Source organism: Anoxybacteroides rupiense, assembly GCF_014196195.1.
Taxonomy (GTDB): domain Bacteria; phylum Bacillota; class Bacilli; order Bacillales; family Anoxybacillaceae; genus Anoxybacteroides; species Anoxybacteroides rupiense.
The window spans coordinates 232,734-254,689 of record NZ_JACIDF010000002.1; the positions used below are offsets into that span (position 1 = coordinate 232,734).

Annotated in this window: 26 protein-coding genes and 1 riboswitch; of the genes, 3 read left to right on the forward strand and 23 right to left on the reverse strand. The window is 43.6% G+C overall.

All coding sequences use genetic code 11. From position 1 onward, the window contains the following. Positions 1 to 265 precede the first annotated feature (265 nt). The 5 genes from GGQ95_RS04715 to GGQ95_RS04735 all read right to left on the reverse strand — a co-directional run bounded on the left by GGQ95_RS04715 (position 266) and on the right by GGQ95_RS04735 (position 3,907). Entirely contained in the window at positions 266 to 1,174 is a 909-nt protein-coding gene (locus tag GGQ95_RS04715; protein ID WP_183186438.1) for a superoxide dismutase, read from the reverse strand. A gap of 115 nt (positions 1,175 to 1,289) precedes the next feature. Then, positions 1,290 to 1,781, reverse strand: a complete 492-nt coding sequence (locus tag GGQ95_RS04720; RefSeq protein WP_066145605.1) for a YpuI family protein — start codon at positions 1,779 to 1,781, stop codon at positions 1,290 to 1,292. 19 nt (positions 1,782 to 1,800) lie between these two features. After that, positions 1,801 to 2,220 (reverse strand): hypothetical protein, encoded by a 420-nt coding sequence (locus GGQ95_RS04725; RefSeq protein ID WP_066145608.1) that lies wholly within the window; start codon positions 2,218 to 2,220, stop codon positions 1,801 to 1,803. Between the two features lie 348 nt (positions 2,221 to 2,568). Beyond that, positions 2,569 to 3,150, reverse strand: a complete 582-nt coding sequence (gene scpB / locus GGQ95_RS04730) for an SMC-Scp complex subunit ScpB (protein WP_044742184.1) — start codon at positions 3,148 to 3,150, stop codon at positions 2,569 to 2,571. After that, on the reverse strand, positions 3,131 to 3,907 hold the full coding sequence (locus tag GGQ95_RS04735; RefSeq protein ID WP_080862362.1) for a segregation/condensation protein A: 777 nt from the start codon (positions 3,905 to 3,907) through the stop codon (positions 3,131 to 3,133). Before GGQ95_RS04735 ends, scpB begins: the two co-directional genes overlap by 20 nt. 251 nt (positions 3,908 to 4,158) lie before the next feature. Between GGQ95_RS04735 and GGQ95_RS04740 the strand changes: the two genes are divergently transcribed. After that, on the forward strand, positions 4,159 to 4,683 hold the full coding sequence (locus GGQ95_RS04740; protein ID WP_376768703.1) for a DUF309 domain-containing protein: 525 nt from the start codon (positions 4,159 to 4,161) through the stop codon (positions 4,681 to 4,683). An 11-nt stretch (positions 4,684 to 4,694) separates the two neighbouring features. On the opposite strand, the gene GGQ95_RS04745 is transcribed toward GGQ95_RS04740, so the two are convergent. The 6 genes from GGQ95_RS04745 to GGQ95_RS04770 all read right to left on the reverse strand — a co-directional run bounded on the left by GGQ95_RS04745 (position 4,695) and on the right by GGQ95_RS04770 (position 10,027). Then, complete coding sequence (locus tag GGQ95_RS04745; RefSeq protein WP_066145617.1) at positions 4,695 to 5,042, reverse strand: GNAT family N-acetyltransferase; 348 nt, start codon at positions 5,040 to 5,042, stop codon at positions 4,695 to 4,697. A 104-nt stretch (positions 5,043 to 5,146) separates the two neighbouring features. Next, positions 5,147 to 5,611 (reverse strand): 6,7-dimethyl-8-ribityllumazine synthase, encoded by a 465-nt coding sequence (gene ribH, locus GGQ95_RS04750; protein ID WP_044742180.1) that lies wholly within the window; start codon positions 5,609 to 5,611, stop codon positions 5,147 to 5,149. A 51-nt stretch (positions 5,612 to 5,662) separates the two neighbouring features. Further along, positions 5,663 to 6,856, reverse strand: coding sequence for a bifunctional 3,4-dihydroxy-2-butanone-4-phosphate synthase/GTP cyclohydrolase II (locus tag GGQ95_RS04755; RefSeq protein ID WP_066145624.1), 1,194 nt, complete (start codon positions 6,854 to 6,856; stop codon positions 5,663 to 5,665). Positions 6,857 to 6,875: 19 nt separating this feature from the next. Then, on the reverse strand, positions 6,876 to 7,526 hold the full coding sequence (ribE, locus tag GGQ95_RS04760) for a riboflavin synthase (RefSeq protein ID WP_066145627.1): 651 nt from the start codon (positions 7,524 to 7,526) through the stop codon (positions 6,876 to 6,878). Between the two features lie 14 nt (positions 7,527 to 7,540). Beyond that, positions 7,541 to 8,626, reverse strand: coding sequence for a bifunctional diaminohydroxyphosphoribosylaminopyrimidine deaminase/5-amino-6-(5-phosphoribosylamino)uracil reductase RibD (gene ribD / locus GGQ95_RS04765; RefSeq protein ID WP_080862359.1), 1,086 nt, complete (start codon positions 8,624 to 8,626; stop codon positions 7,541 to 7,543). A gap of 288 nt (positions 8,627 to 8,914) precedes the next feature. Beyond that, a riboswitch (FMN riboswitch) is annotated at positions 8,915 to 9,050 on the reverse strand. Positions 9,051 to 9,589: 539 nt separating this feature from the next. Further along, positions 9,590 to 10,027 carry a peptidylprolyl isomerase gene (locus tag GGQ95_RS04770; RefSeq protein WP_044742176.1) on the reverse strand — a complete coding sequence of 146 codons (438 nt, stop codon included), beginning with the start codon at positions 10,025 to 10,027 and terminating at the stop codon, positions 9,590 to 9,592. Between the two features lie 478 nt (positions 10,028 to 10,505). Here GGQ95_RS04770 and GGQ95_RS04775 point away from each other — a divergent pair, with 478 nt between their 5' ends. Beyond that, positions 10,506 to 11,393 carry a DUF1002 domain-containing protein gene (locus GGQ95_RS04775; RefSeq protein ID WP_044742175.1) on the forward strand — a complete coding sequence of 296 codons (888 nt, stop codon included), beginning with the start codon at positions 10,506 to 10,508 and terminating at the stop codon, positions 11,391 to 11,393. 192 nt (positions 11,394 to 11,585) lie between these two features. Here GGQ95_RS04775 and lysA read toward each other — a convergent pair whose 3' ends face one another. The 12 genes from lysA to GGQ95_RS04835 all read right to left on the reverse strand — a co-directional run bounded on the left by lysA (position 11,586) and on the right by GGQ95_RS04835 (position 21,012). Next, positions 11,586 to 12,905, reverse strand: coding sequence for a diaminopimelate decarboxylase (gene lysA / locus GGQ95_RS04780; protein ID WP_066145634.1), 1,320 nt, complete (start codon positions 12,903 to 12,905; stop codon positions 11,586 to 11,588). A 224-nt stretch (positions 12,906 to 13,129) separates the two neighbouring features. Further along, positions 13,130 to 14,605 (reverse strand): spore germination protein, encoded by a 1,476-nt coding sequence (locus GGQ95_RS04785; protein WP_044742173.1) that lies wholly within the window; start codon positions 14,603 to 14,605, stop codon positions 13,130 to 13,132. Next, complete coding sequence (gene spoVAEA / locus GGQ95_RS04790) at positions 14,568 to 15,161, reverse strand: stage V sporulation protein SpoVABEA (RefSeq protein ID WP_280528785.1); 594 nt, start codon at positions 15,159 to 15,161, stop codon at positions 14,568 to 14,570. The genes GGQ95_RS04785 and spoVAEA overlap by 38 nt, the downstream gene beginning before the upstream one ends. Before the next feature lie 5 nt (positions 15,162 to 15,166). Beyond that, the gene (locus GGQ95_RS04795) at positions 15,167 to 15,517 is read right to left on the reverse strand and encodes a SpoVA/SpoVAEb family sporulation membrane protein (RefSeq protein ID WP_044742172.1); all 351 of its coding nucleotides are present in this window, start codon (positions 15,515 to 15,517) and stop codon (positions 15,167 to 15,169) included. Between the two features lie 3 nt (positions 15,518 to 15,520). Then, positions 15,521 to 16,531, reverse strand: a complete 1,011-nt coding sequence (gene spoVAD, locus GGQ95_RS04800; RefSeq protein ID WP_044742171.1) for a stage V sporulation protein AD — start codon at positions 16,529 to 16,531, stop codon at positions 15,521 to 15,523. A gap of 17 nt (positions 16,532 to 16,548) precedes the next feature. Next, positions 16,549 to 16,983: a SpoVA/SpoVAEb family sporulation membrane protein gene (locus GGQ95_RS04805; RefSeq protein WP_066145637.1), complete on the reverse strand. Its 435-nt coding sequence runs from the start codon at positions 16,981 to 16,983 to the stop codon at positions 16,549 to 16,551. Then, a complete protein-coding gene (locus tag GGQ95_RS04810) occupies positions 16,980 to 17,414 on the reverse strand; it encodes a stage V sporulation protein AB (RefSeq protein ID WP_044742169.1) in 435 nt (144 codons plus the stop codon). Before GGQ95_RS04810 ends, GGQ95_RS04805 begins: the two co-directional genes overlap by 4 nt. Beyond that, a complete protein-coding gene (locus tag GGQ95_RS04815) occupies positions 17,401 to 18,024 on the reverse strand; it encodes a stage V sporulation protein AA (protein ID WP_044742168.1) in 624 nt (207 codons plus the stop codon). Before GGQ95_RS04815 ends, GGQ95_RS04810 begins: the two co-directional genes overlap by 14 nt. 119 nt (positions 18,025 to 18,143) lie before the next feature. Next, positions 18,144 to 18,896, reverse strand: coding sequence for an RNA polymerase sporulation sigma factor SigF (gene sigF, locus GGQ95_RS04820; RefSeq protein ID WP_044742167.1), 753 nt, complete (start codon positions 18,894 to 18,896; stop codon positions 18,144 to 18,146). Positions 18,897 to 18,909: 13 nt separating this feature from the next. After that, the gene (gene spoIIAB / locus GGQ95_RS04825; RefSeq protein WP_183186441.1) at positions 18,910 to 19,350 is read right to left on the reverse strand and encodes an anti-sigma F factor; all 441 of its coding nucleotides are present in this window, start codon (positions 19,348 to 19,350) and stop codon (positions 18,910 to 18,912) included. After that, entirely contained in the window at positions 19,351 to 19,689 is a 339-nt protein-coding gene (gene spoIIAA, locus GGQ95_RS04830; protein WP_221212008.1) for an anti-sigma F factor antagonist, read from the reverse strand. A 147-nt stretch (positions 19,690 to 19,836) separates the two neighbouring features. Further along, the gene (locus GGQ95_RS04835) at positions 19,837 to 21,012 is read right to left on the reverse strand and encodes a D-alanyl-D-alanine carboxypeptidase family protein (protein ID WP_044742164.1); all 1,176 of its coding nucleotides are present in this window, start codon (positions 21,010 to 21,012) and stop codon (positions 19,837 to 19,839) included. A 471-nt stretch (positions 21,013 to 21,483) separates the two neighbouring features. On the opposite strand from GGQ95_RS04835, the gene GGQ95_RS18960 reads away from it, so the two are divergent. Next, positions 21,484 to 21,894: a hypothetical protein gene (locus GGQ95_RS18960; RefSeq protein ID WP_458294271.1), complete on the forward strand. Its 411-nt coding sequence runs from the start codon at positions 21,484 to 21,486 to the stop codon at positions 21,892 to 21,894. The last annotated feature ends 62 nt before the right edge of the window (positions 21,895 to 21,956 follow it).

Consider the following 21,956-nt stretch of genomic DNA (forward strand, 5'->3'; position numbering starts at 1 on the left):
TGCTTGGAAATGTCCAAGTCTCCGCAAAGATCACACATCATTGGCAAGGTGGGAAAACGGTCTAGAATCTTTGTCTGAAGATCCGACAGCCCAATCGAATGACAATCATGCGATGTTTGTCACCGTGCTTTTTACAGACACCATTCGTTCCATCTTTATAATAAAAAAGACGTCCCTTTCTTTTGGGACATCCTTCTCTTCGTATAGAATGAACCTCCCCCATCTTCCCTTCGTGTAGAGGTGGGAGGCTTCTCGATGGATGGTGTTAAAATGGCTTCCAACGTAGACGGCTCGCTTGGACAAATCGCTCCTCGACATCGCGCCAGTTCACAATCTTCCAAAAGCTTTCAATATAGGCAGAACGGTCATTTTTATATTGCAGATAATAGGCGTGTTCCCAAACATCAAGCACAAGCAAAGGAATCGTATCCCATTGCGTCATGAATTGGTGCTTTTCTGTGTGTAAAATTTCTAAACGTCCAGGACGCGGCGCCCAAACAAGAATAGCCCATCCCACACCTTCGACGCTTTTGGCTGCTTCAGTAAAATGTCGCTTAAAGCGCTCCACACTTCCAAAATCCTCTTTTATTTGCTCAAGCAGCCTACCGTGTGGATTTCCGCCGCCATTAGGCGTCAAATTGTTCCAAAAAATCGTATGCAAATAATGTCCAGATCCATGAAATGCAGCCTCGCGCTCCCAATGCTTCAGCAAACCATATTGATTAGTTTCCCGCGCTTTTTGCATCATTTTTTCCGCTTGATTTAATCCGTCGACATAGCTTTGATGATGTTTGGTATGATGCAGGCGCATAATTTCTTCGGAAATATGGGGTTCAAGTGCATCATAGCGATAAGGAAGCGGCGGCAATTGATGCCTACCGATTGGGACACGCGCTTCTCTCTGTTCCTCCATCTCGTTTTCTCTATCGGCTACCGAATCCAGCGGTTGTTCTTGAATCAACCGCACGGTTTTTTCATAAAGCTGAGTAGCCATTCCTTGCAGCTCATACACTTCCACGTCTGTCCATTCCTCTTGCTCCTCCAAACGACTCCATAGTCTATTAAAATCGTAGTGAATATCGGGATCATCATGCCCCCTCCACCATGCTTCCAATTGCTTCGCCCATTCAGCCATCTGATCGATATATTCCCGAAGTTGAGCTTGTTTTTCCATGGCAACCTCCTCTTTTTTATTCGCCATTATCCTATGACGAATGAAAAAAAATGGTTCATCTCTCCCACAAAAAAACATCCGCTTTCCTTATTTTAGAAAGCGGATGATGTTCTCGCTATTTCGATTGAATCATTTTGGTTCGATAATCGGTTTCGTAAAATTCCAGCTCTTCGCGGATCGTTTGAAACGGGCCTTCAAGCGAAGCAATCAGCGCCTGAAAAGAAGGAGGAGGAACCTCCCGAAATTTAATCGAATTTCGTCCGGTATAAGCAGAGCGGCTATCTTCATACCACACATCGTTTTTCGGCGCAAAAAACTCAGTAATGCATGAATGATAAATGCGATACAGAATTTTTTCAGCTGCCGCTTTGCGAAATGGCTCATCATTCAACACCACTCGGCACGCTTCCAGCCCTTCCTCGCAATAAACAACGAGACGGCGCAAATTGGAAAGCAGCAGCTCATTATATGTTCGCTTTCCATCCTCCTGCTCCTTTAATAACCCCGTCAGCGTTGTTTCATTTAGATAGTGTGAAATGGTTTGAACCGTTTGTTCCAGAAACGCCTCGACCTGCTTGGTCTGGCTCATGACAATGGAATTTCCCATATAAATAAAGACCCCCATTTTATGATGGTTGTTTTATAAACAAAAGCGGTGATGGAAGCTCATACTCCCCTTTTGTTTCCAAGCTGGCAAAAAGTTCAGGAAGCTTCTCATATTCCATTTGCGCAAAATAGCGACGAAACTCCGTTTCATCATTGATATAAACCCGCTTTCGATGACGAAAGTCCGGATTTTGCAGCAAACATACAAGCGCCACAATATCTTTAAAATAAACCTCACGCTCATGGACGGCAAAAATAGGGTTTTGTTCATATGGAGTCAATGATGAAAACCATTCATCAAAATAGCGCACATATAAAACATGCAACGTCCGCTCCACCCCATCTTCTACAAATGTCACCTCAGAGCGATTGAAAAAATCCTCCGATGTATTCGGTTGCGCTTTTTCTAATTCATACCCTTTGCAGCGGCGAATTCGCATGATCCATGCCTCCTTTATTTACAAATGCAGCTTTGCAGAACCGAAGGAAGGACTTTTGACACCGACAGCCATGGCAGCCCGTGAAGCCATTTGCGTCGACCACCAGCCGTCGAAATACACCATCATCCTCTTGTTTATCCAAATGTTACATCATGCAAATAGAGAAGATTGGATTCAAACTGTTGGCAAACGCGTTGATCCTATGTCACGAGCCTCATTCACCGGTGCTCTTTTTAGGTAAATATTTACAAATAGGTCTGATAAGAAAAAAATCGACATGACTGGATGTTTCATTAACTGCGTCTATTATCTTGTTTTTATAAGTTTATCTTATCATAATTATTTTGATTATTTAAAAGTTTCTTCAAATTTTTCGAAGAATAAATCAGCCTCTCTCTCCGTTTCTTCCTCTTCATTCAATTCTGGAAGCGGCGGCAGCTCTTCAATCGTCTTTAATCCAAAATAATCAAGAAATTCCTTTGTTGTTCCATATAAAATCGGTCGTCCTGTTCCTTCCGCCCTTCCTATTTCTTTCACAAGCGCTTTCGCGATCAGCGTTTGCAGCGGTTTATCGCTTTTAACGCCGCGAATTTCTTCGATTTCTGCTCGCGTAATCGGCTGACGATAGGCGATAATCGCAAGAGTCTCAAGCGCTGCCTGTGATAAAGAGGAAGAGCCCGGCGCTTCGACGAGCTTTTTTAAATATGGAGCATGCTCTTTCTTCGTAGCAAGCTGATATACACCCGCAAGCTCAATTAATTGGATGCCGCGATCCGCTTTGCTGTAGTCGGCCTTCAGTTCATCAAGTACGCTGATCGCTTGTTCCTCTGAAATTTCAAGGACGATCGCGATTTGTTTCAACGATAGTCCCCCATCTCCAGCAGCAAATAACAATCCCTCGATAATGGCTTTATAGCCGTTCATTTCCATGATGTTCCATCCTTTCATTGCTCGCAATGAAAATGTCAGCAAAATTCCGTTCCTGTTCAATAATGATTAAATCTTTCTTCATAAGCTCTAAAATCGCTAAAAAGGTGACAACAATATGCTCACGGTCATAATACGGAAATAAATCAAAAAAGCTTTTCCGCGTCTTTGTTTTCTGCAATTCCTCCAAAATTTCCTCCATTCGCCGTTCAATGGGAATTTCCTGACGCGCCACTTTTGTATGGAGCGGCTTCTGCAACTTTTTCCGGCGTAAAAGCTTTGATAGAGCACCAAGCATGTCATAGACGGTAACATCAAGAGGCCGTTTTTCTATTTCCAGCTCTGATGCATAAGCACTCATATCACTTGGCGGTTTTGTAAATAAAAGAGAGCGATCTTCCTCTCTCTTTTTCAGCTCATGAGCCGCTTCTTTATATTTTTTGTATTCCAATAGACGGTGCATAAGCTCTTCGCGCGGATCTTCGGCTAAGTCGCTGATTTCTTCATCAAGTAGTTCCTCTTCATGTTTAGGAAGCAGCATTTTGCTTTTAATGGCCAGCAGCGTCGCTGCCATCACTAAATATTCACTTGCAATATCAAGCTGCAGCTCCTGCATAGCATGAATATATTCCATATATTGATCGGTGATTTCCGAAACCGGAATATTATAAATATCAATTTCATATCGGTTAATTAAATGCAACAACAGGTCAAGCGGACCTTCAAACGCATCAATTTTTACATTGTACTGCACATTCATCCCACCATTTATAATGACACTACCGTTAAGTATAGATGATAATTGCATGTTGTCCAAGCAAATTTTTCCCGATCCTATGATACAATATGATTAGAAGCAAGAAAGCAAGCTGGTGGCTCAATTCATCTAAGCGGCGCCAACTGCGAGAGCGAATAAAGCCCACCGTTGCCGTTTCGCTCATCCCTCTCTCTGTTTTTATTTGAGAAAGATATCATACCAAAAAACCATTTGGATTCGTCATAGAAAAGAAGGTGGCTATCTTGTACCCGGATGCATATATCGATTATTTGTTTCACTTTCATACAGACCGTGACTATTTTGAATGTCATGAAATATTAGAAGAGCATTGGAAGCAGGATCACAAAAGACCCGTGTGGGTAGGGCTGATTCAAATAGCTGTAGCGCTTTATCATCATCGCCGCAATAACGTCCAAGGAGCAAAACGCATGATGAAAAAGGCAGCTTTGCTTCTTCATCGAGAAAAAGAAGCGGTGGAACAGCTTGGCATCCATTATGAACAGCTGGAGCAGCTTCTACAATGGTACATTCAACGGGTCGAACAAGGGGAAACATATCAAAGCATCAACTTGCCGATCGCTGATGAAGCACTGCTCGCCAAATGCTTGGAATATTGCCAAAAAAGAGGAGGAGCCTGGGGCAAAGAAAGCGATCTTCGCAATGAATTTTTGCTCCATAAGCATGCTTTGCGCGACCGCTCTGATGTGATCGCTGCCCGCATGCAAAGCAAGCAAAAAAAGAGACGGCCTAAACACTAGGCCGCCTCTTCCTACAGCTCACACTTGTCTAAAAATGCAGCTGTATACTCATTCGCCCTTAACTCGCGATCCGGATATAATTCTTTTAATGCCTTTACCATTTGCTTTCCGATCCCTTGATGACGATGCGAAGGGTTCACGCTAATATGCTGAATTTCCGCTACATGCTCACCCGATAATAAAATACCAATACTCCCAAGAATGTCTTCTTCCTTTTTCCATAAAAACAGCTGCCAGTCGTCGCTCGTCTCATATTGCTTAATTGTTTGCTGCAACTTTTTCAAGTCTTTTTCTGTCGGCATAAACGACAGAAGCCCCATCGCAATTTTTTCATAGTTTTTTCGATAACGAATTAACATAAAAAACCCCTCATTACTGGCGATACTTTTCTGCGGCAGAAAAGCGCAAAAGCCGTTTTCTCATTACGTATTATAAACGCTATTTGCTCTCTTGTGAACTCTTTCTATGAAAAAGAGCGAAGCAGGTTCGCCATTTCAATCGCGCCTACAGCAGCTTCCCAGCCTTTATTGCCCGCTTTTGTTCCCGCTCTCTCAATCGCTTGCTCGATCGTATCGGTCGTTAATACGCCAAAAATGACAGGTGTCCCGGTTGTTAAGGATGCGTGCGAAATTCCTTTAGCTACCTCATTGCATACGTAATCATAGTGGCTTGTTGCACCGCGAATCACCGTTCCAAGCGCAATGACTGCATCATACTGCTTAGATTCCGCCATTTTTTTCGCCACAAGCGGAATTTCAAAGGCTCCTGGCACCCAAGCAACGGCAACCTCATTTTCGTCGACACCATGCCGTTTAAGGCCATCTAGCGCCCCTGAAAGCAATTTGCTTGTGATAAATTCATTAAAACGAGAAACCACAATTCCGATCTTTAATCCTGTCCCAACTAAATTTCCTTCCATTACTTTCATCCAAATCTCCTCCTATTTTTTTCAATCATAATCAAAATGATGCTTAGTCCGTCAAAAATGAAGCATGTGCCCTAGCTTCTCATATTTCGTCTTTAAATATTTCTCATTTTCCTTTTTCGTTGGCAATTGCAATGGCACGCGCTCAACCACTTCTAAATCATATCCTTTCAATCCGGCGATTTTGCGCGGGTTGTTCGTAAGTAATCGCATTTTCGTTACGCCTAAATCTTTTAAAATTTGAGCGCCAATTCCGTAATCGCGCAAATCAGCTGGAAAGCCTAGCTTTTCATTCGCTTCAACCGTATCGTATCCTTGTTCCTGAAGCTTATAGGCGCGAAGTTTGTTCAATAAGCCGATTCCGCGTCCTTCTTGACGCATATACAATAAAATGCCTCTTCCTGCCTCTTCAATTTGCCGCAAAGCTGCATGAAGCTGTGGACCGCAATCGCAACGATATGAGCCGAATACATCTCCGGTTAAACATTCGGAATGAACGCGGACAAGTATTGGTTCATCGGGAATCACTTCCCCTTTGACAAGCGCGATATGCTCTTTTCCATCAACTGAGTTTGTGTAGCCGATCGCTTTAAACTCGCCAAATTCCGTCGGCAAGGTAATTTCTACTTCTCTTTTTACTAACTTCTCTTTTTTGTTGCGGTATTGAATTAAATCTTTAATCGTAATCATTTTCAAATCAAATTCATCGGCTATTTTTCGCAAATCCGGTACGCGGGCCATTTCCCCGTCTTCCTTAATGATTTCACAAATGACACCGGCTGGCTTTGCCCCGCATAGACGAGCCAAATCAACTGCTGCTTCCGTATGTCCGGCGCGCCGCAAAACGCCTCCCTTTTTCGCCACAAGCGGAAAAATGTGGCCGGGTCGTTTAAAGTCGCTTGCTTTCGCATTTGGATTCAAAAGCTCCCGAATTGTTGTGGAACGCTCATATGCGCTAATTCCTGTTGTCGTTGATTTATGGTCGATGCTTACAGTAAAAGCCGTTCCGTGCGCATCTGTATTATGGTTGACCATCGGCACTAAATCCAACTTATCTGCCAGCTCTTCTGTGATTGGTACGCAGACAAGCCCACGTCCATATTTAATCATAAAGTTAATGACTTCAGGTGTCGCTTTTTCAGCTAATGCAACAAAATCCCCCTCATTTTCTCGATCCTCATCATCACAAACAATGATGACATTTCCTTGCATGAGCTCATAAATGGCTTCTTCGATCGTATCGAACATGTCGTCCCCACCTTTCCGTTCATTTATATCCATGCTCTTCTAAAAATTCAAGGGTAATCGCGCCCTGTTCCTTCGCTGCTTTGTTTCCTTCTACAAATTGCTTTACATATTTGCCAATGAGATCGCACTCAATATTGACGATATCGCCAACTTGCTTATCGCCCAATATCGTTTCGGCACGCGTATGCGGAATCAGCGAAATCGTAAATGTATCATCGGTCAATCCAAAAATCGTTAAGCTCGTCCCGTCAACAGCGACGGAACCTTTCAAAATCATATAGCTTCGCAGTTCTCTTGGAATTTTAATTTCATAATACACAGCGTTGGCAACCGGTTTCTTGTTGATAATCTCGCCCACTCCATCAACATGCCCGGATACAAAATGGCCGCCAAACCGTCCGCCTGCTCCCATCGCCCGCTCTAGATTGACTTTTGACCCTTTTGACAACATGCGCAATGAGGTGGCTCGAATGGTTTCTGGCATCACATCAACTGTAAAGGAACGAGCGGTAAATGATGTTACTGTTAAGCATACCCCATTAACCGCAATACTATCGCCCAATCGGACATCTTCAAGCACCTTTTCCGCGCGAATCGTAACCGTAATCGCTTCTCCTGAGTGATTCATTTGTTCAATCGTACCCATTTCTTCAATGATTCCGGTAAACATGATGTTCCACCTCTTTATTTTGGTATGGCAATAACCTTGATATCCGGTCCAACCATTTCAACGCGCTTAATCGCTAATTCAGCCGCTTCTGCCATGCGCAAAATCCCTGTGCCGCCAACCGGAGTAGGCGCTTCATGGCCGCCAATCAACTTCGGCGCAAAATAGGCAACAATTTCTTGAAAGGCTCGGCTGCGCACAAAGCTGTCGTGAATGCGTGACCCTCCTTCCACAAAGAGAGAAGTAATTTTGTGCTCCCCTAGCATGCTCAACATCTCCCAAATGTCGATATGCGGCTGGTTCATTTGCATGACTCGCACATGCGATCTTTGGTATAAGGCCATGCGTTCGCTGGATACTTGACTGCCGACAACCATCCATGTTTCCGCTTCATCATTAGATATCACGTTTGCATGAAGCGGTGTGCGCAAGTCTGTATCGAGAATAATCCGAATCGGACTTTTCCCGCCTTCAGGTAATCTCGTCGTTAAATGAGGGTTATCAGCCATGATCGTATTAACCCCCACTAAAATCGCATCATTTGCGGCTCGATAGCGGTGCACATCCTCTCTCGCAGCTTCTGAAGTAATCCATTTGCTATCACCTGTTTTCGTCGCGATTTTTCCATCTAAGCTGCTTGCGTATTTTAATGTAACAAATGGAGTTTTTGTCGTGATATAGTGAAAAAAGACACGGTTTAATTCATCGGCCTCTTCTTTCAACGTACCGAGCACAACCTCAATTCCTGCCTGTTTTAGCCTTTCCATCCCCTTCCCAGCTACAAGCGGATTTGGATCCGTCGTAGCGATGACAACGCGCGCTACTTTTGCTTCCACTAGCAAATCTGCGCATGGAGGCGTTTTTCCAAAATGGCTGCAAGGTTCAAGCGTAACATAAACTGTCGCACCAGCGGCTTTTTCTCCCGCCATGCGAATGGCATGAACCTCAGCATGTGGCTCTCCAGCTTTTAAGTGGGCGCCCAAACCGACGATTTCTCCATTTTTCACCACAACTGCCCCTACCGCTGGATTCGGAGAGGTTTGTCCGCTTCCTATTTTAGCCATTTCAAGCGCCAAACGCATATACCGTTCATCGCTCTGCATGTTCCATCCCTCCTTTTTTACCATAAAGAAAGCCCTAGGAATCGCATCTCCCAGGGCAGAAATATGTAAGAACCACAAACTGACATGTTTGTTTTGCATGCCAAAAAAGCTGCACATTTCATGAACAACACCGTTCTAAAACAAAACCGGACATCAAACACGAATATTTGTTCCGTTTTTTCAGTAAACACCTCCACTATGGGGAGCACTACATCTACCATTCACATTGACAGTGCAAGGAAAAACGGTTTTGGTGCTGCTCCGCTTACGGCAATGTGCTGCCTTTATGTGATCCTTCTCCCATCCAGACTATACTGTCGGCTCCGGAATCGCACCGGATCGTGCCTATTTCGGCTCGCGGGCTTAGAAACGCATCGGTTTCAATACCGCCGGTCGGGAATTACACCCTGCCCCGAAGGATACAAAACGATTATGTAATTTTTTATCATTATATCACAATCCAATCGTTTGTCTATGCTCACGCACTCACTTCGCTATGAATAACCAATAAATAAGCCCCCAAATCAAGCTGACACCGAGCAGAGCAAAGAACAGGATCCAATTTTTCTTCATCGTTTCCTCATCCTTTCAAAAAAGCTCAACACCGTTCATCCTGTTAAGCTTCTATAAAAATTGCGCGTTCCCAGCAGCCTATTTCCCTGTCGTTCTAAACAAAGCGGAAACACTTCACGCTCAAAAACCACTTTCCTTCCATATAAAGTTGTATTGGTGGTATCCAATACAATCGGGTTGGTTGCTCTTTTGCTGTATAAATATGAACAAACCGCAATTTGTACAAACCTACGATCCAAAAAGGGCAAGTCTATGACTTGCCTTGTTCACACCAAAACGTGAACAAGCGTCGGCCATCGAAATCATGCCATCACTTGTTCACGCTAAGACAAATATTGAGGTATTCCTATCCTTATCATGATGCCCAACTAATACTACGAGTAAAAACTTTTACTCTTCCCACACCTTAACTTCTTTCATTACATCGCCATTTTTCATCGCTTTGACCGCGTCCATTCCTGACGTCACTTGACCAAAAACGGTATGTACTCCATCTAAATGCGGCTGCGGCTCATGAACAATGAAAAATTGGCAGCTTCCTGTATCACGGCCGCGATGCGCCATCGAAATCGCTCCTTCTTTATGCTGATGAGGATTGTTGTCCGTTTCACACGGAATCGTATAGCCCGCATCGCCGGTTCCATTTCCGCGCGGACAACCGCCTTGGCTGACAAAGCCAGGGATGACGCGATGGAACGTTAAGCCATTATAAAACCCTTCATTTGCTAACTTTTCAAAGTTTGCCACTGTTTTTGGGGCTTCATTTGGAAATAATTCAAACTCAATTTTTGCACCGTTTTCCAGTAAAATATGACCCTTTTTTGCCATTTTCTCATTCTCCTTTCTTTCATACTCCCTTATCATACCATTGTTTGTTACACAAAAAAAGCAAGTCATTTTATCGGGCGTGTTGAGGATTCAATAAAAACCAACGGATCGTACTAGATTCCTCGCTTTTCTGCTGAAGCCGGCAAACCGATTTGCTTGCCGACTAGGGCATGCCCTTCTTGAACAAGGAGCGCTTTGTAAGCAAATGATGTTGTTCACTGACATTCCCTGTTCGAGAAAGAAGCAGAAAAACGAGTGTTAAGCCCGATCATTTTGCTTTCAAGTAAAATAATGGATAATTAACATTAGTGCTCTTTTATATAAAACACAACTAAAAGACAAAATGAACGAGCGCTATATTCATCCCGCTGCTCATAGAGCAAGTGGCATTTATACGCATCATTTCGCTTCTATCTTATTCCATTTGCATGTAGAATAGGAATGGTGGAAATAAAGAAAGAATAAGGAGGTTGCAAGAATGAAACGGACCTTGATAGGCTGTCTTATGGCGTCTTTGCTCCTTGCGTATCCGATAGCGGCAGCGGCGGATGCAGCAGAAGGCGATGTTATTATTACACTTGGAGAAAACTTAACCGACTCACAAAAGCAGCAAGTATTAAATGAAATGAACGCTCCGGAAAATGCTCAAACCATTACCGTGTCAAACACAGAAGAGCATAAATATCTGGATGGCCTAATTCCAAAAGCGCAAATTGGCACAAAAGCCATTTCATCATCTATGATTACAATTGGAGCGAATGGTTCCGGCCTTGATGTAGAAACGCATAATATTACTTGGGTCACAAAGGAAATGTATACAAACGCGCTCATCACGGCAGGTGTCAAGGATGCTAAAATTTATATTACAGCTCCTTTCCCTGTTTCAGGTACCGCAGCGCTAACCGGTTTAATGAAAGCGTACGAGCTTTCATCCGATAAAGTGATTCCTGACGATGTAAAAAAAGTGGCAAATGAAGAAATGGTAAAAACCGCCCAGCTGGGCAAATCGATTGGAAACGATCAAGCCGTTGCTCTTTTAACAAGAATTAAAGAAGAAATGGCCAAAAATCCGCCGCAAACCGACGCGGATTTGCGCTCCCTTATCGAAAAAGCGGCCAAGGATTTAGGAATTACGCTCACTCAGGATGAAATCAATAGCCTAATATCATTATTTAATAAAATGAAGAATCTCAACATTGACTGGAATCAAGTCAACGATCAACTTAGCAAAGCAAAAAACAAGATTTCCACCTTTTTGAACTCAGAAGAAGGAAAAACATTTATTCAGAATATCATCGATATTTTGAAAGAAATTTGGAATGCCATCAAATCCGTGTTTACTTCATCCAATCAGCAGCAACAATGACCAAAAGGTGCCCAAGCAGGGCACCTTTTGGCCGTTTCGCATATCCATACAATAGGCTTGTAGCTTAATCGGTCAATAGCTAATTATCGCTCTACACGCTTGAGCGATTTTTTCTTTGTTTTATCACACGTTTTCATTTCAAGGAGTACGTGATATCCAATGTACCTTAATTGTGATATTCCTATAGCATGGTCATCTATTGACTTTCGCCCGTAATGGCACGTCTAAACGAACTAAGTCCTCATACGTTTCTCGGCGAACGACGAGCTGCGCCTCGCCGTTTTCAACAAAAACAACAGCCGGGCGAGGCAAGCGATTATAGTTATTCGCCATCGAATAGCCATATGCCCCGGTGCAAAATACAGCCAAATAATCACCTGCTTCTGTCTTTGGCAGCGGCAAGTCCCAGATCAGCATGTCACCTGATTCACAGCATTTTCCGGCAATCGCCACAACCTCTTGCTTCTCATCAAGAACTCGATTCGCCAACACTGCTTCATATTTTGCTTCATACAATGCTGGCCGAATATTGTCACTCATTCCCCCATCAACAGCCACATAATGACGCACATTAGGCACTTCTTTGCGCGAACCGATCGAATAAATCGCGGTTCCGGCATCACCGACAAGCGAACGGCCTGGCTCAATCCAAATTTCCGGCATAGCAATGCCCAGCTCTGCTGCCTGTTTTGCTGCTTCAGCAATAATATTTTCTACGTATTCCGCAGCCGGAAGAGGCGTATCTTCATTTGTATAGCGAATTCCAAAGCCGCCGCCAAGATTGACAACCTTCGGAACAAAATCATAGACCTCTTTCCAATCGGCGATTTTGTGGAAAATTTTTTGCGCCGCCAGCACAAAGCCTGTTGTTTCAAAAATTTGTGAACCAATATGACAATGAATCCCCAGCACGTGGAACGATGGAGAAGATAAGGCTTGCTTTAACGCGCGATCAGCCTGTCCATTGTTTAAGTCAAAGCCGAATTTAGAATCTTCCTGACCTGTCAAAATATAATCATGAGTATGCGCTTCAATTCCTGGTGTTACCCGAATTAAAACAGACGCCGTCATTCCTCTTTCTGCACAAATTTGTTCGAGCAGCTGCAATTCATAAAAATTATCTATTACAATACAGCCGACACCATGCGCCAACGCCATTTCCAGCTCTTGGCGGCTTTTATTATTCCCGTGGAAATGGATGCGCTCAGGAGGGAAATCCGCTTTTAGGGCTGTATATAGCTCTCCGCCAGAAACTACATCAAGCGATAATCCTTCTTCCTCCACTAATTGAACCATAGCAACCGTCGAAAACGCTTTGCTAGCATACGCCACTTGCGCTTTTACCCCGTACTTTTCAAACGTTTCTTTAAACGCGCGGGCGCGCTGGCGAATTAACGCCACGTCATAAATATACAGCGGCGTTCCATATTCCTTTGCGAGATCAACAGTATCAACACCGCCAATTTCTAAATGTCCTTTGTCATTCACACGACTCGTTCCGTAAAAAAACATGCCGATCCCTCATTCCAAAAGATTAAATATTCAAAACCACAAATTTTTATGCGATCTGAAAGCAAAAAAGACAGTTAACAAATAGGGATTAACTGCCTTTTCTGCGGAAAAGATTACGTATAACGTACCATAAAATAAAAAAAGTTGCAATACAAATGTGAATAATCCGTTATTTTTATTGTTTCCTCATTCAGCAAAATCTTTCAGCAACCAAGAGACCCTCCTTACACGGGGCGTCTTTGCTGATTTTGCGGATGAACAATGCTTGGTCGCACTTTTCCGCCCGCCAGTGAACGGCGAACAACAATTTGCATAAACGCAGCTGGATCAAACGGAATAAATGGCCACAAATACGGGGTGTTCAGCGAACGAATTCGAACTAACCAAATTAAATAAATGGTCGTTCCGATAATAAGCCCTGGCACTTTAAATATAGCCACTGCTAAAGCGAGCAGGAGACGGGCGATTTTATTAGCAATGCTTAATTCATAGCTTGGTGTAGCAAATGAGCCAATCGCAGCAATAGAGACATATAAAATGACTTCAGGCACAAACAAGCCGACATCAATCGCAATTTGCCCAATTAATACAGCCGCAATCAATCCCATGGCTGTTGATAACGAGGTCGGCGTATGAATAGCTGCCATTCGCAAAAATTCAATCCCGAAATCGGCAAGGAAAATTTGGACAATGGCTGGAATATTTGTGTGTTTATTTGGTCCGATAAATGCCATTTTGTCAGGCAACAAGGAAGGTTCTAGCACAAATAAAATCCAAAGCGGCAATAGAAAGATGGAGGCTAAAATGCCTAGAAACCGCACCCAGCGCACAAACGTTCCAACCGCAGGATTTTGCCGATACTCCTCGGCATGCTGCACATGATGAAAAAAGGTGGTCGGCGTAATAATCACGCTTGGTGAAGTGTCCACCATAATAATGACATGTCCTTCTAATAAATGAGTTGCGGCTACGTCAGGACGCTCCGTATATCGCACAAGGGGATATGGATTATATCCCTGCTTGACTAAAAATTCTTCAATCGTTTTGTCCGCCATCGTTAAACCATCAATTTTAATTTGTTGAATTTCTTTTTTTACAAGCTCAATCAATCCAGGATCCGCTACATCCTTAATATAAGCAATGCATACATCCGTTTTGGAACGTTCGCCTACTTGCATAATTTCAAAGCGCAACCGTTCGTCACGAATGCGGCGCCGCGTTAATGCCGTATTGACAATAATATTTTCAACATAGCCGTCGCGTGCTCCGCGTACGACTTTTTCCGTATCGGGCTCTTGCGGCTGACGGCCTGGATAACTGCGGACATCAACGACAAATCCGCTTGTTTCTCCTTCCATTAAAATGATGATAAGCCCTGACAACAATTGATTAATCGCATCATTCAAATCCTGAACGGGACTGACTTGCTGATGGACAAGACGATTAGCAAGAATTTGCTTCGCTCGAGCTTCTTGGCGCTCGTTATCATTAATTTGCACAATTTGTTTAAGCAGTTCAATTAAATATTGTGTATCACACAGGCCGTTACAATAATAAATGTGCACCTCTCTCGTTAGCACATAGACTTTGCGAATTCCTAAATCAAAGCTTGTTCCAATCCCGATTTTCTCTTTTAAATAGGCTTCATTATCCGTAAGCTTTTCAAAAATCGGGATGCTGTTTGTGTCTGCTGCCACCATTTTCACTCCTTTCTAAAATAACCTCAACCGCTTTTTTTGTAATGGGCGAACCGTATTTAACGTGGTCGCGATAGCCCATCTTTCCGATATCACCGATACCAACGATAATCGGAATGGGTAGCTGCTCTAAGCAATAAACGGTATCACCATTGATACGCCCCAACTCCATTTCTTGGATTCCTTCTTTATCCACTCCGCGCTCTGTCAATTTTCCATTTCGATCAATGCTGACATGTACCTTTGTCCATTCATTCTGGTGAGTATTGGAGGCGACTGCAATAGCCCCCAGCACCTCAATTTGTTTATGGGTCGCCACGTACTTTAGCGCCTGTTCGCCTGCGCCTTCACCGACTGCTCCACAATCATCAAACATCACAAATACAGGATCATACGGCGTCTGTAAAATAAGCTCCACGAGCTGTTCACCTGTCAGTTTTGATGGATTCCCCCGAGAGCGGCTAATGCAGCGGCCGCCAATTTCCTTCGCAATATGCTGAATCGTCCGCCATGCAAAATCATCGCCATCTGTTACAATAATGACCCGTCTTTTTTTCATCATCGTTATCCCCTTGGTTTGCAAATAAGGGCCGCGACAAATGATAGCGTAATGACAAATGAAAGCTCGAGACCAATATATTGGAACATGTTGGCCCCCATATTCATCCATCCTTGTCCAGCTTCATGGGACGCGATCCCTTTGGCAAGCAAATAGCCGAAGCCGCTCATTGGCAGCAAAGCGCCCGCGCCTGCGACCTCTACTAATTGGTCATATACACCAAGTGCTCCCAGCAGAGCACCGACGCTTACAAGTCCGGCAAGCATATGGATTTGCGATATATTGGCGCGATCCATCAGCCATTGAGCCGCCCCGCAGATCGCTCCACCCACTAAAAAGGCCATCCAATAGTCCATTTCTCATCCTCCTACCGATTCGATCACAACGCCGTGAGCAATCGCTGGAATCGATTGTTTTTGCTGAATCATAGTCTGACTTAATAACGCTCCTGTTGCGACAACAAATATTTTGCGAAACGTCCCCTTTTCCATTTCTCTTAATAAATGGCCATACGTAACAACCGCACAGCAGGCACACCCGCTTCCGCCGGCAAATTTTCTTTGATCCGGCCGGTAGATCATGAGCCCGCAATCGCTGTAACCATCCGTGATATCATAGCCTGCTTCCATCAATAATTCTTTGACAATCACACTGCCGATTCCTGATAGATCCCCTGTTACAATCAAGTCATAATCAGCGGGCGAACGATTTAAGTCCAAAAAGTGCTGCTCGATCGTGTGGGCAGCGGCCGGCGCCATCGCCGCTCCCATATCCATCGGATTTTTTAAGCCGGCATCGATCACTCTTCCAATGGTAGCCGCCGTCACTCGAAATCGGCCCTTTTGGCTGCCGATAAGCGCTGCCCCCGCTCCGGTTACTGTAAATGTTGCACTTTTCGGTTTTTGAATACCAAGCTCCGTTGGATAACGAAATTGTCGCTCCGCTGTCGCGTTGTGGCTGCTTGTTGCCACAAGCGCTTGTCTGGCAAAGCCCCCATCGACAAGAGCCGCCCCGACGGCCAGCGTTTCCATCGAAGTAGAGCACGCTCCAAACATGCATAAAAACGGAATCGGAAGCTCACGCGCTGTATAATTGGCTGTAACATTTTGATTTAATAAATCCCCAGCAAGAAACACATCAATTTCATTTGCTGTCACATTTCCTTTATTCATGCAAATAGTAATCGCTTCTTTCATCAGACGCCGCTCCGCAAGCTCCCATGTTTTTTCTCCGCAATACAAATCGCGATATCCTACATCAAATTGCTTTCCAAGGGGGCCGTCCGCTTCAAAAGGACCAACTGCCGTTCCTGTTGCCTGAATATATATATTGTTCTCAAATACCCATGTTTGTTTTCCAACAAGTCGCACAGAACTCCCCCTTTCATTTACACGATGTAATATATCACTCCTAAAACATAGGCAATGACCATTCCATAGACGATGACGACACCGCCGATTTTAAACATATGATTAGCGATTCCGCTAACCCATCCTTCTGTTCGATGCTCCATAGCCGCGCTCGCTAAAGAATTCGCAAAGCCGGTAAGCAACACGGTCGCGCCGGCACCAGCAAATTGGCTCAAAGCATCATATCGTCCCATGGCTGTCAGCAAAACAGCTAAGCCCATGACGGTTAACATCATTAAATGTTGAGCAGCATCTGATGAAAATCCCCAACTATTCATATATAACGCCCGCAGCCCCTCTGCGCCGGCACAAACCAAACCGCCGCTGATAAATGCTTGAAAGCTATTTGCTAAATAGGAAGGCTTAGGCTGAAATTTTCTGACAGCCTGCTGGTAATGATCGCGCAGTTTCATAATGACATCACCTCTGCAAAATACATCCAATAAAATAAAGAGCCAAACACTTTTCCGAAGACAAGGGCCATCATCAATAAAATAATTTTATCTACCATCCCGATCCGTTTGGCTAAAATAGGCCACACATTCAGCACCTCTGTCAGCGCTGCTGCCAACATCCCAATAAATACTCCGCTAAATAAGCCTAACGGAATAAGCCAATATTTAGAGATATCTAAAGCAGAAGAACGAAGGCTCATCCATCCGCCAGTTACTGCTCCAAAAACAGCACTCCATTCATAGGCATAAATCCATTTCATTGTTTTTGTTAATTGTGTCAGTCTTGGGATTACGCCGAGAACGGCCAAAAAAGCCACAAATCCTGTGCCTACCGCCAGTCCTCCCGCTAAGCCAATCACGATAACAGCAATCGCCTTAACGGTCGTCAATTTGCTTCATGCTTTCCTTATTTTCATGTAAAATCACATATTGATCGAGCGATTGCTGATAATTGAACATTTCGACTTCGAGAGGACTCGGTTCTTCGTTAATCCGCTTACGAAACACATGATTAAAAAAGATAATCATCCCTAATCCCAGACCAATCGAATAGGGAATCTGGAAGAGAAGAGGCTTGTCGGCTTTTTTCCCTGTAATGATCGTGTATAAATGCTGATGCGTTTCCTGCATACTCACATCTTCATGAAAATTAATAATCGCGATGGCCGAGCCAATAAAAAGCAGCAGCCAAACCGCTAAAAAATAGGCAAATGAAATCGTCCGTTTCGGATATACCACCTCTACAATCGTTTGAGCTGAGCCGATCGTTTGAATTTCTAATGAAGGATCAAAACGGACAATCGCGTCCACCACTTTCATTACATCGACAATGACAATATTTTTGTCGCTTCGTTGGATACGATATAAAGGAATTCGCTTTAATTGCTGAAGCATTTGCTTATCACTAGCAATGATTTGCGCCACATCTCCTACCAATATGACATCATCAGGTTTGACTTGAACACGGTGGCGCAATTTCACAAATACGGCTTTTTCCATTTGCCTCACACCCTCAACCTCATTAATTTCTTAATGAATAGTATGTTTGGACAAAAAAGGAATCATTCGGTTTGATGTCAATTACCATCAATTCTATAAAAAAGAAAAAGAATGGATGCTTACTCATCCATTCTTTGTTTCATTTGCTGTAAAATCTTCTTTTCCAGTCGTGATACTTGCACTTGAGAGATGCCTAATCTAGATGCCACTTCTGATTGCGTTTGGTCCTTGTAATAACGCAAATATACAATCAGCCGTTCTCGCTCATCCAGCTCTTCTATTGCTTTTTTTAACGCAATTTTATCGAACCACGAATCTTCATCTTGGTCAGCGATTTGATCAAGAAGAGTGATGGGATCGCCATCGTTTTCATAGACCGTTTCGTGAATGGACGCCGGGGATCGGCTTGCTTCTTGAGCAAGCACGACTTCTTCAGGCGAAATTTGTAAATATTCGGCAATTTCCGTTACGGTCGGCACACGCCCATGACGTTTGGATAATTCATCCTTTGCCTTGCGTATTTTATTGCCCGTTTCTTTGAGAGAACGGCTCACCTTCACGGTTCCATCATCTCGAATAAACCGCTGAATTTCGCCAATAATCATTGGCACTGCATAGGTTGAAAATTTAACATCATACGATAAATCAAATTTATCCACCGATTTGAGCAATCCGATACAGCCGATTTGAAATAAATCATCCGGCTCATAGCCGCGATTCAAAAAACGCTGGACAACAGACCAAACAAGCCGCATATTTTTTTGAATAATTTCATCACGCGCTGCTTGGTCGCCTTCTTGGCTGCGTCGAATCAGCTCTTTCATTGCCTGATCCTTAATTGGCGTCTGTTCTTGCTTGACATCGACATCCATAGGCATGTCTCCCTTAATTGCATAACGCTTTGCTTTTCATAATATATTTCGTTAAATGAACAGTTGTCCCTTTGTTCACTTCCGAGTGAATCGAGATTTCATCCATGAAGTTTTCCATAATGGTAAACCCCATTCCCGATCGTTCTAATTCAGGTTTCGTTGTAAACAATGGCTGCCGCGCCTCTTCAATGTCCGCGATTCCCGCTCCTTCATCTCTGATTGTAATGCGGACAGCCCCCTCCTCTATCACGACAGAAATATAGACCATTCCGTTTGGATCATTGTTATACCCGTGAATAATCGCATTGGTCACCGCTTCTGACACAACCGTTTTGATTTCTGTCAGTTCATCCATTGTTGGATCAAGCTGGGCAACAAATGCGGCCACTGTTACACGGGCAAACGATTCATTTTGACTAAGTGCCGAAAATTGGAGGTGCATTTCGTTTCTCATTTACGCCACCCCCAATGTCTGTAATGCAAATTGTTCATCTTCTTCTAGACGGATAATTTTAAATAGCCCGGACATATCAAACAATCGTTTAACAGCTGGAGAAACAGAACAAACAATCATTTCTCCACCCAAATTTTTGATTTGCTTATAGCGCCCTAAAATAACGCCAAGTCCGGAGCTATCCATAAACATTAAATTTTCAAGATTAAATACAATATGATGAATATGTTCTTTTTCAAGAGTATCGGTCACTTTTTCCCGCAGCTCTTCCGCTGTATGATGGTCGAGCTCACCGGCAAGCCGAATGAGCAACACATCTTGTCTCACTTCAAAGTCCATCACTAGACTCACTACACTTTCCCCCTTGTCATTTCAGATATGGAACTATTTCTCTAAAATGACGGGGAAGTCCTGCCGTTTGACAAAACTAGTGCGAATCCAAAAAAAGTAGAGCAAAATCTACAGAAATCGACGCTATTTGTTTATTTAAGCAGATTTGACAAACGAACTCAGCGTCCGCTTCCATAAATCCCACCAACTAGCTTCTTGGACAGATTGCTTAGCAACAAGCGGGCTCTCTAGAAGTTTTTTTCCATTCTGCTTTAAAACAAGCGTGCCAAGCTCTTCTCCTTTTTGAATCGGCGCCTTTACATTCTCCTTGAGCTTCACCACTTTCTGAATATCCTTAACATTAGCTCCCTTTTTCGTCAATACAGAAATCGGCTCTGCTGTCACCAGTTCAGCTTCCTTTTTCTTTCCTTTGCTGATCTTGACGTGGCTGATGACTTCATTGCGTTTATAAACAGGATGGGTTTGATATTGACTAAAGGCATAATCTAATAATTTGGTAATTTGTTCATTGCGTTCCTTTGGCGTCGGTGCTCCAAATATGACGGCAATCACACGCATACCATCTTTTTTGGCTGTGGCTGTTAAACAATATTTTGCATCCGCTGTGAAACCGGTCTTCACTCCATCCACTCCCGGATAAAACTTCACAAGACGGTTTGTATTCACAAGCCAAAATTTTTTGTCTGTATTTTCCCGTAAATAATCTTCATATTTTCCCGTATATTTCGTAACCTCGTCATATTTTAATAGTTCCTTTGCCATCATTGCCATATCGTATGCGCTACTATAATGACCTTCCGCAGGCAAACCGGTGGCGTTTTTAAAGACGGTATCCTTAAGCCCCATCTGTTTTGCTTTTTTATTCATCATTTCTACGAAAGCTTTCTCGGAGCCAGCAATTCGTTCTGCCATCGCTACTGCTGCATCATTACCAGAACCAATCGCGATTCCGCGCATAAGCTCATCAACGGTCATTTCTTCACCAGGCTCTAAAAAAATTTGTGAGCCTCCCATTGATGCGGCATATTCGCTTGCTCGCACCTTTTCATTCCATTTGAGCTTTCCTTGATCGATTGCATCCATAATCAGCAGCATAGTCATAATTTTTGTCATGCTGGCAGGAGGCAACTTTTGGTGAACGTTTTTTTCATACAAGATGGTCCCTGTATCGCGTTCAATTAAAATAGCCGATTTTGCTTGACTGACGAGATCCGCATTTGGACTCGCTTGTTTTTCAGCTGCTTGAACTCCTGTTGATATTGGTATCGTCCAACAAATCATGAGCAGCAAACCAATAATGGCTTTCTTCATCTCCCAACCCTCCATTCTTTATACATGCCATCTTTTCCAATTTTTATTTTTTTATACATGTGGAGAGTGGTGAGAGAAGCTAATTTATGCGATCAGCCAAAAACGTCGGCTGTCATGATGGTTTCAAACCATGACTTTCGATCTACACAACTTGTTAAAGCACGCTAGTCCGCAAACGAAAATGCTTAGATTTCATCATGTTGAAAAGCAAATCGATCACTGCTTGTCCCCAACAAAAGAGGGTCCCAAAAGTGTTCGCATAGCGTTCGCTTTTGGAGTACTTTTTTGGATAAAGAGGAGAACTACACGTATTGTGAGAAAAAGGAGATCGTCGTCCTGATCAAGTACAATACGTTGGATCGGGAATCAACGAAAGCGTGGGCGAAAGAGAGCCGCTGAATCGAGGACATGACATATGAGGAGGAGCTGGATGAATGATTGGCGCCAAAGGGAGACGGTTGGTGTTTGTGTATGAACGGAAAGAAACGACGGACAACGGGTATGTTGCCGTCAAACGGACGTATCGTTGTATGGCTTGTGCCGGATACCCGTTTCAGGCAGCATGCGCCAAAGGCAAAAGCACGAAAACCATCCGCAATAACAACGGCAGGAGATCCAGGAACAGCTGTCCGCGGAAGAAGGAGCGGCGACGTACCGAAAACGATCAATCGAAAAGGAGCCGGTGTTTGGGCCCATCCAGCACAATCAGCAATTTCAGCGATTTTGGTTAAGAGGGCTCCTAAAAATCACCTTGGAATGGGGGCTTATTTGTGCTGCCCACCATTTGGGAAAGTGGACGACCACAACCGATCCACCAAAGAAAAAAACAGGATAAAATTCAGAAATAAGGAGCCATTCCTGATTCAAAAAAGAAATAAATAATCAAGTAATAAAAAAAGAGGCAGTCCCCAAAAGGTCGATTTAACGACCTTTTGAGACAGCCT

What these genes read in the sequence shown, in the direction of transcription:
- sigF (WP_044742167.1), bottom strand. Translation starts at nt 18,896, where the DNA reads ATGGATGTCGATGTCAAGCAAGAACAGACGCCAATTAAGGATCAGGCA.
- GGQ95_RS04745 (WP_066145617.1), bottom strand. Translation starts at nt 5,042, where the DNA reads ATGTTAATTCGTTATCGAAAAAACTATGAAAAAATTGCGATGGGGCTT.
- spoIIAA (WP_221212008.1), bottom strand. Translation starts at nt 19,689, where the DNA reads ATGGACTTTGAAGTGAGACAAGATGTGTTGCTCATTCGGCTTGCCGGT.
- ribD (WP_080862359.1), bottom strand. Translation starts at nt 8,626, where the DNA reads ATGCAGAGCGATGAACGGTATATGCGTTTGGCGCTTGAAATGGCTAAA.
- GGQ95_RS04835 (WP_044742164.1), bottom strand. Translation starts at nt 21,012, where the DNA reads ATGAAGAAAGCCATTATTGGTTTGCTGCTCATGATTTGTTGGACGATA.
- GGQ95_RS04805 (WP_066145637.1), bottom strand. Translation starts at nt 16,983, where the DNA reads ATGAAACTGCGCGATCATTACCAGCAGGCTGTCAGAAAATTTCAGCCT.
- GGQ95_RS04785 (WP_044742173.1), bottom strand. Translation starts at nt 14,605, where the DNA reads ATGGTGGCAGCAGACACAAACAGCATCCCGATTTTTGAAAAGCTTACG.
- GGQ95_RS04755 (WP_066145624.1), bottom strand. Translation starts at nt 6,856, where the DNA reads ATGTTCGATACGATCGAAGAAGCCATTTATGAGCTCATGCAAGGAAAT.
- GGQ95_RS04725 (WP_066145608.1), bottom strand. Translation starts at nt 2,220, where the DNA reads ATGCGAATTCGCCGCTGCAAAGGGTATGAATTAGAAAAAGCGCAACCG.
- ribE (WP_066145627.1), bottom strand. Translation starts at nt 7,526, where the DNA reads ATGTTTACCGGAATCATTGAAGAAATGGGTACGATTGAACAAATGAAT.
- scpB (WP_044742184.1), bottom strand. Translation starts at nt 3,150, where the DNA reads ATGGAAATGAACGGCTATAAAGCCATTATCGAGGGATTGTTATTTGCT.
- GGQ95_RS04720 (WP_066145605.1), bottom strand. Translation starts at nt 1,781, where the DNA reads ATGGGAAATTCCATTGTCATGAGCCAGACCAAGCAGGTCGAGGCGTTT.
- GGQ95_RS04815 (WP_044742168.1), bottom strand. Translation starts at nt 18,024, where the DNA reads ATGGAAAAAGCCGTATTTGTGAAATTGCGCCACCGTGTTCAAGTCAAA.
- ribH (WP_044742180.1), bottom strand. Translation starts at nt 5,611, where the DNA reads ATGAAAGTAATGGAAGGAAATTTAGTTGGGACAGGATTAAAGATCGGA.
- spoVAEA (WP_280528785.1), bottom strand. Translation starts at nt 15,161, where the DNA reads ATGAAAAAAAGACGGGTCATTATTGTAACAGATGGCGATGATTTTGCA.
- GGQ95_RS04770 (WP_044742176.1), bottom strand. Translation starts at nt 10,027, where the DNA reads ATGGCAAAAAAGGGTCATATTTTACTGGAAAACGGTGCAAAAATTGAG.
- GGQ95_RS04795 (WP_044742172.1), bottom strand. Translation starts at nt 15,517, where the DNA reads ATGGACTATTGGATGGCCTTTTTAGTGGGTGGAGCGATCTGCGGGGCG.
- GGQ95_RS04715 (WP_183186438.1), bottom strand. Translation starts at nt 1,174, where the DNA reads ATGGAAAAACAAGCTCAACTTCGGGAATATATCGATCAGATGGCTGAA.
- GGQ95_RS04735 (WP_080862362.1), bottom strand. Translation starts at nt 3,907, where the DNA reads ATGAATGTGCAGTACAATGTAAAAATTGATGCGTTTGAAGGTCCGCTT.
- GGQ95_RS04775 (WP_044742175.1), top strand. Translation starts at nt 10,506, where the DNA reads ATGAAACGGACCTTGATAGGCTGTCTTATGGCGTCTTTGCTCCTTGCG.
- lysA (WP_066145634.1), bottom strand. Translation starts at nt 12,905, where the DNA reads ATGTTTTTTTACGGAACGAGTCGTGTGAATGACAAAGGACATTTAGAA.
- spoIIAB (WP_183186441.1), bottom strand. Translation starts at nt 19,350, where the DNA reads ATGAGAAACGAAATGCACCTCCAATTTTCGGCACTTAGTCAAAATGAA.
- GGQ95_RS18960 (WP_458294271.1), top strand. Translation starts at nt 21,484, where the DNA reads ATGAACGGAAAGAAACGACGGACAACGGGTATGTTGCCGTCAAACGGA.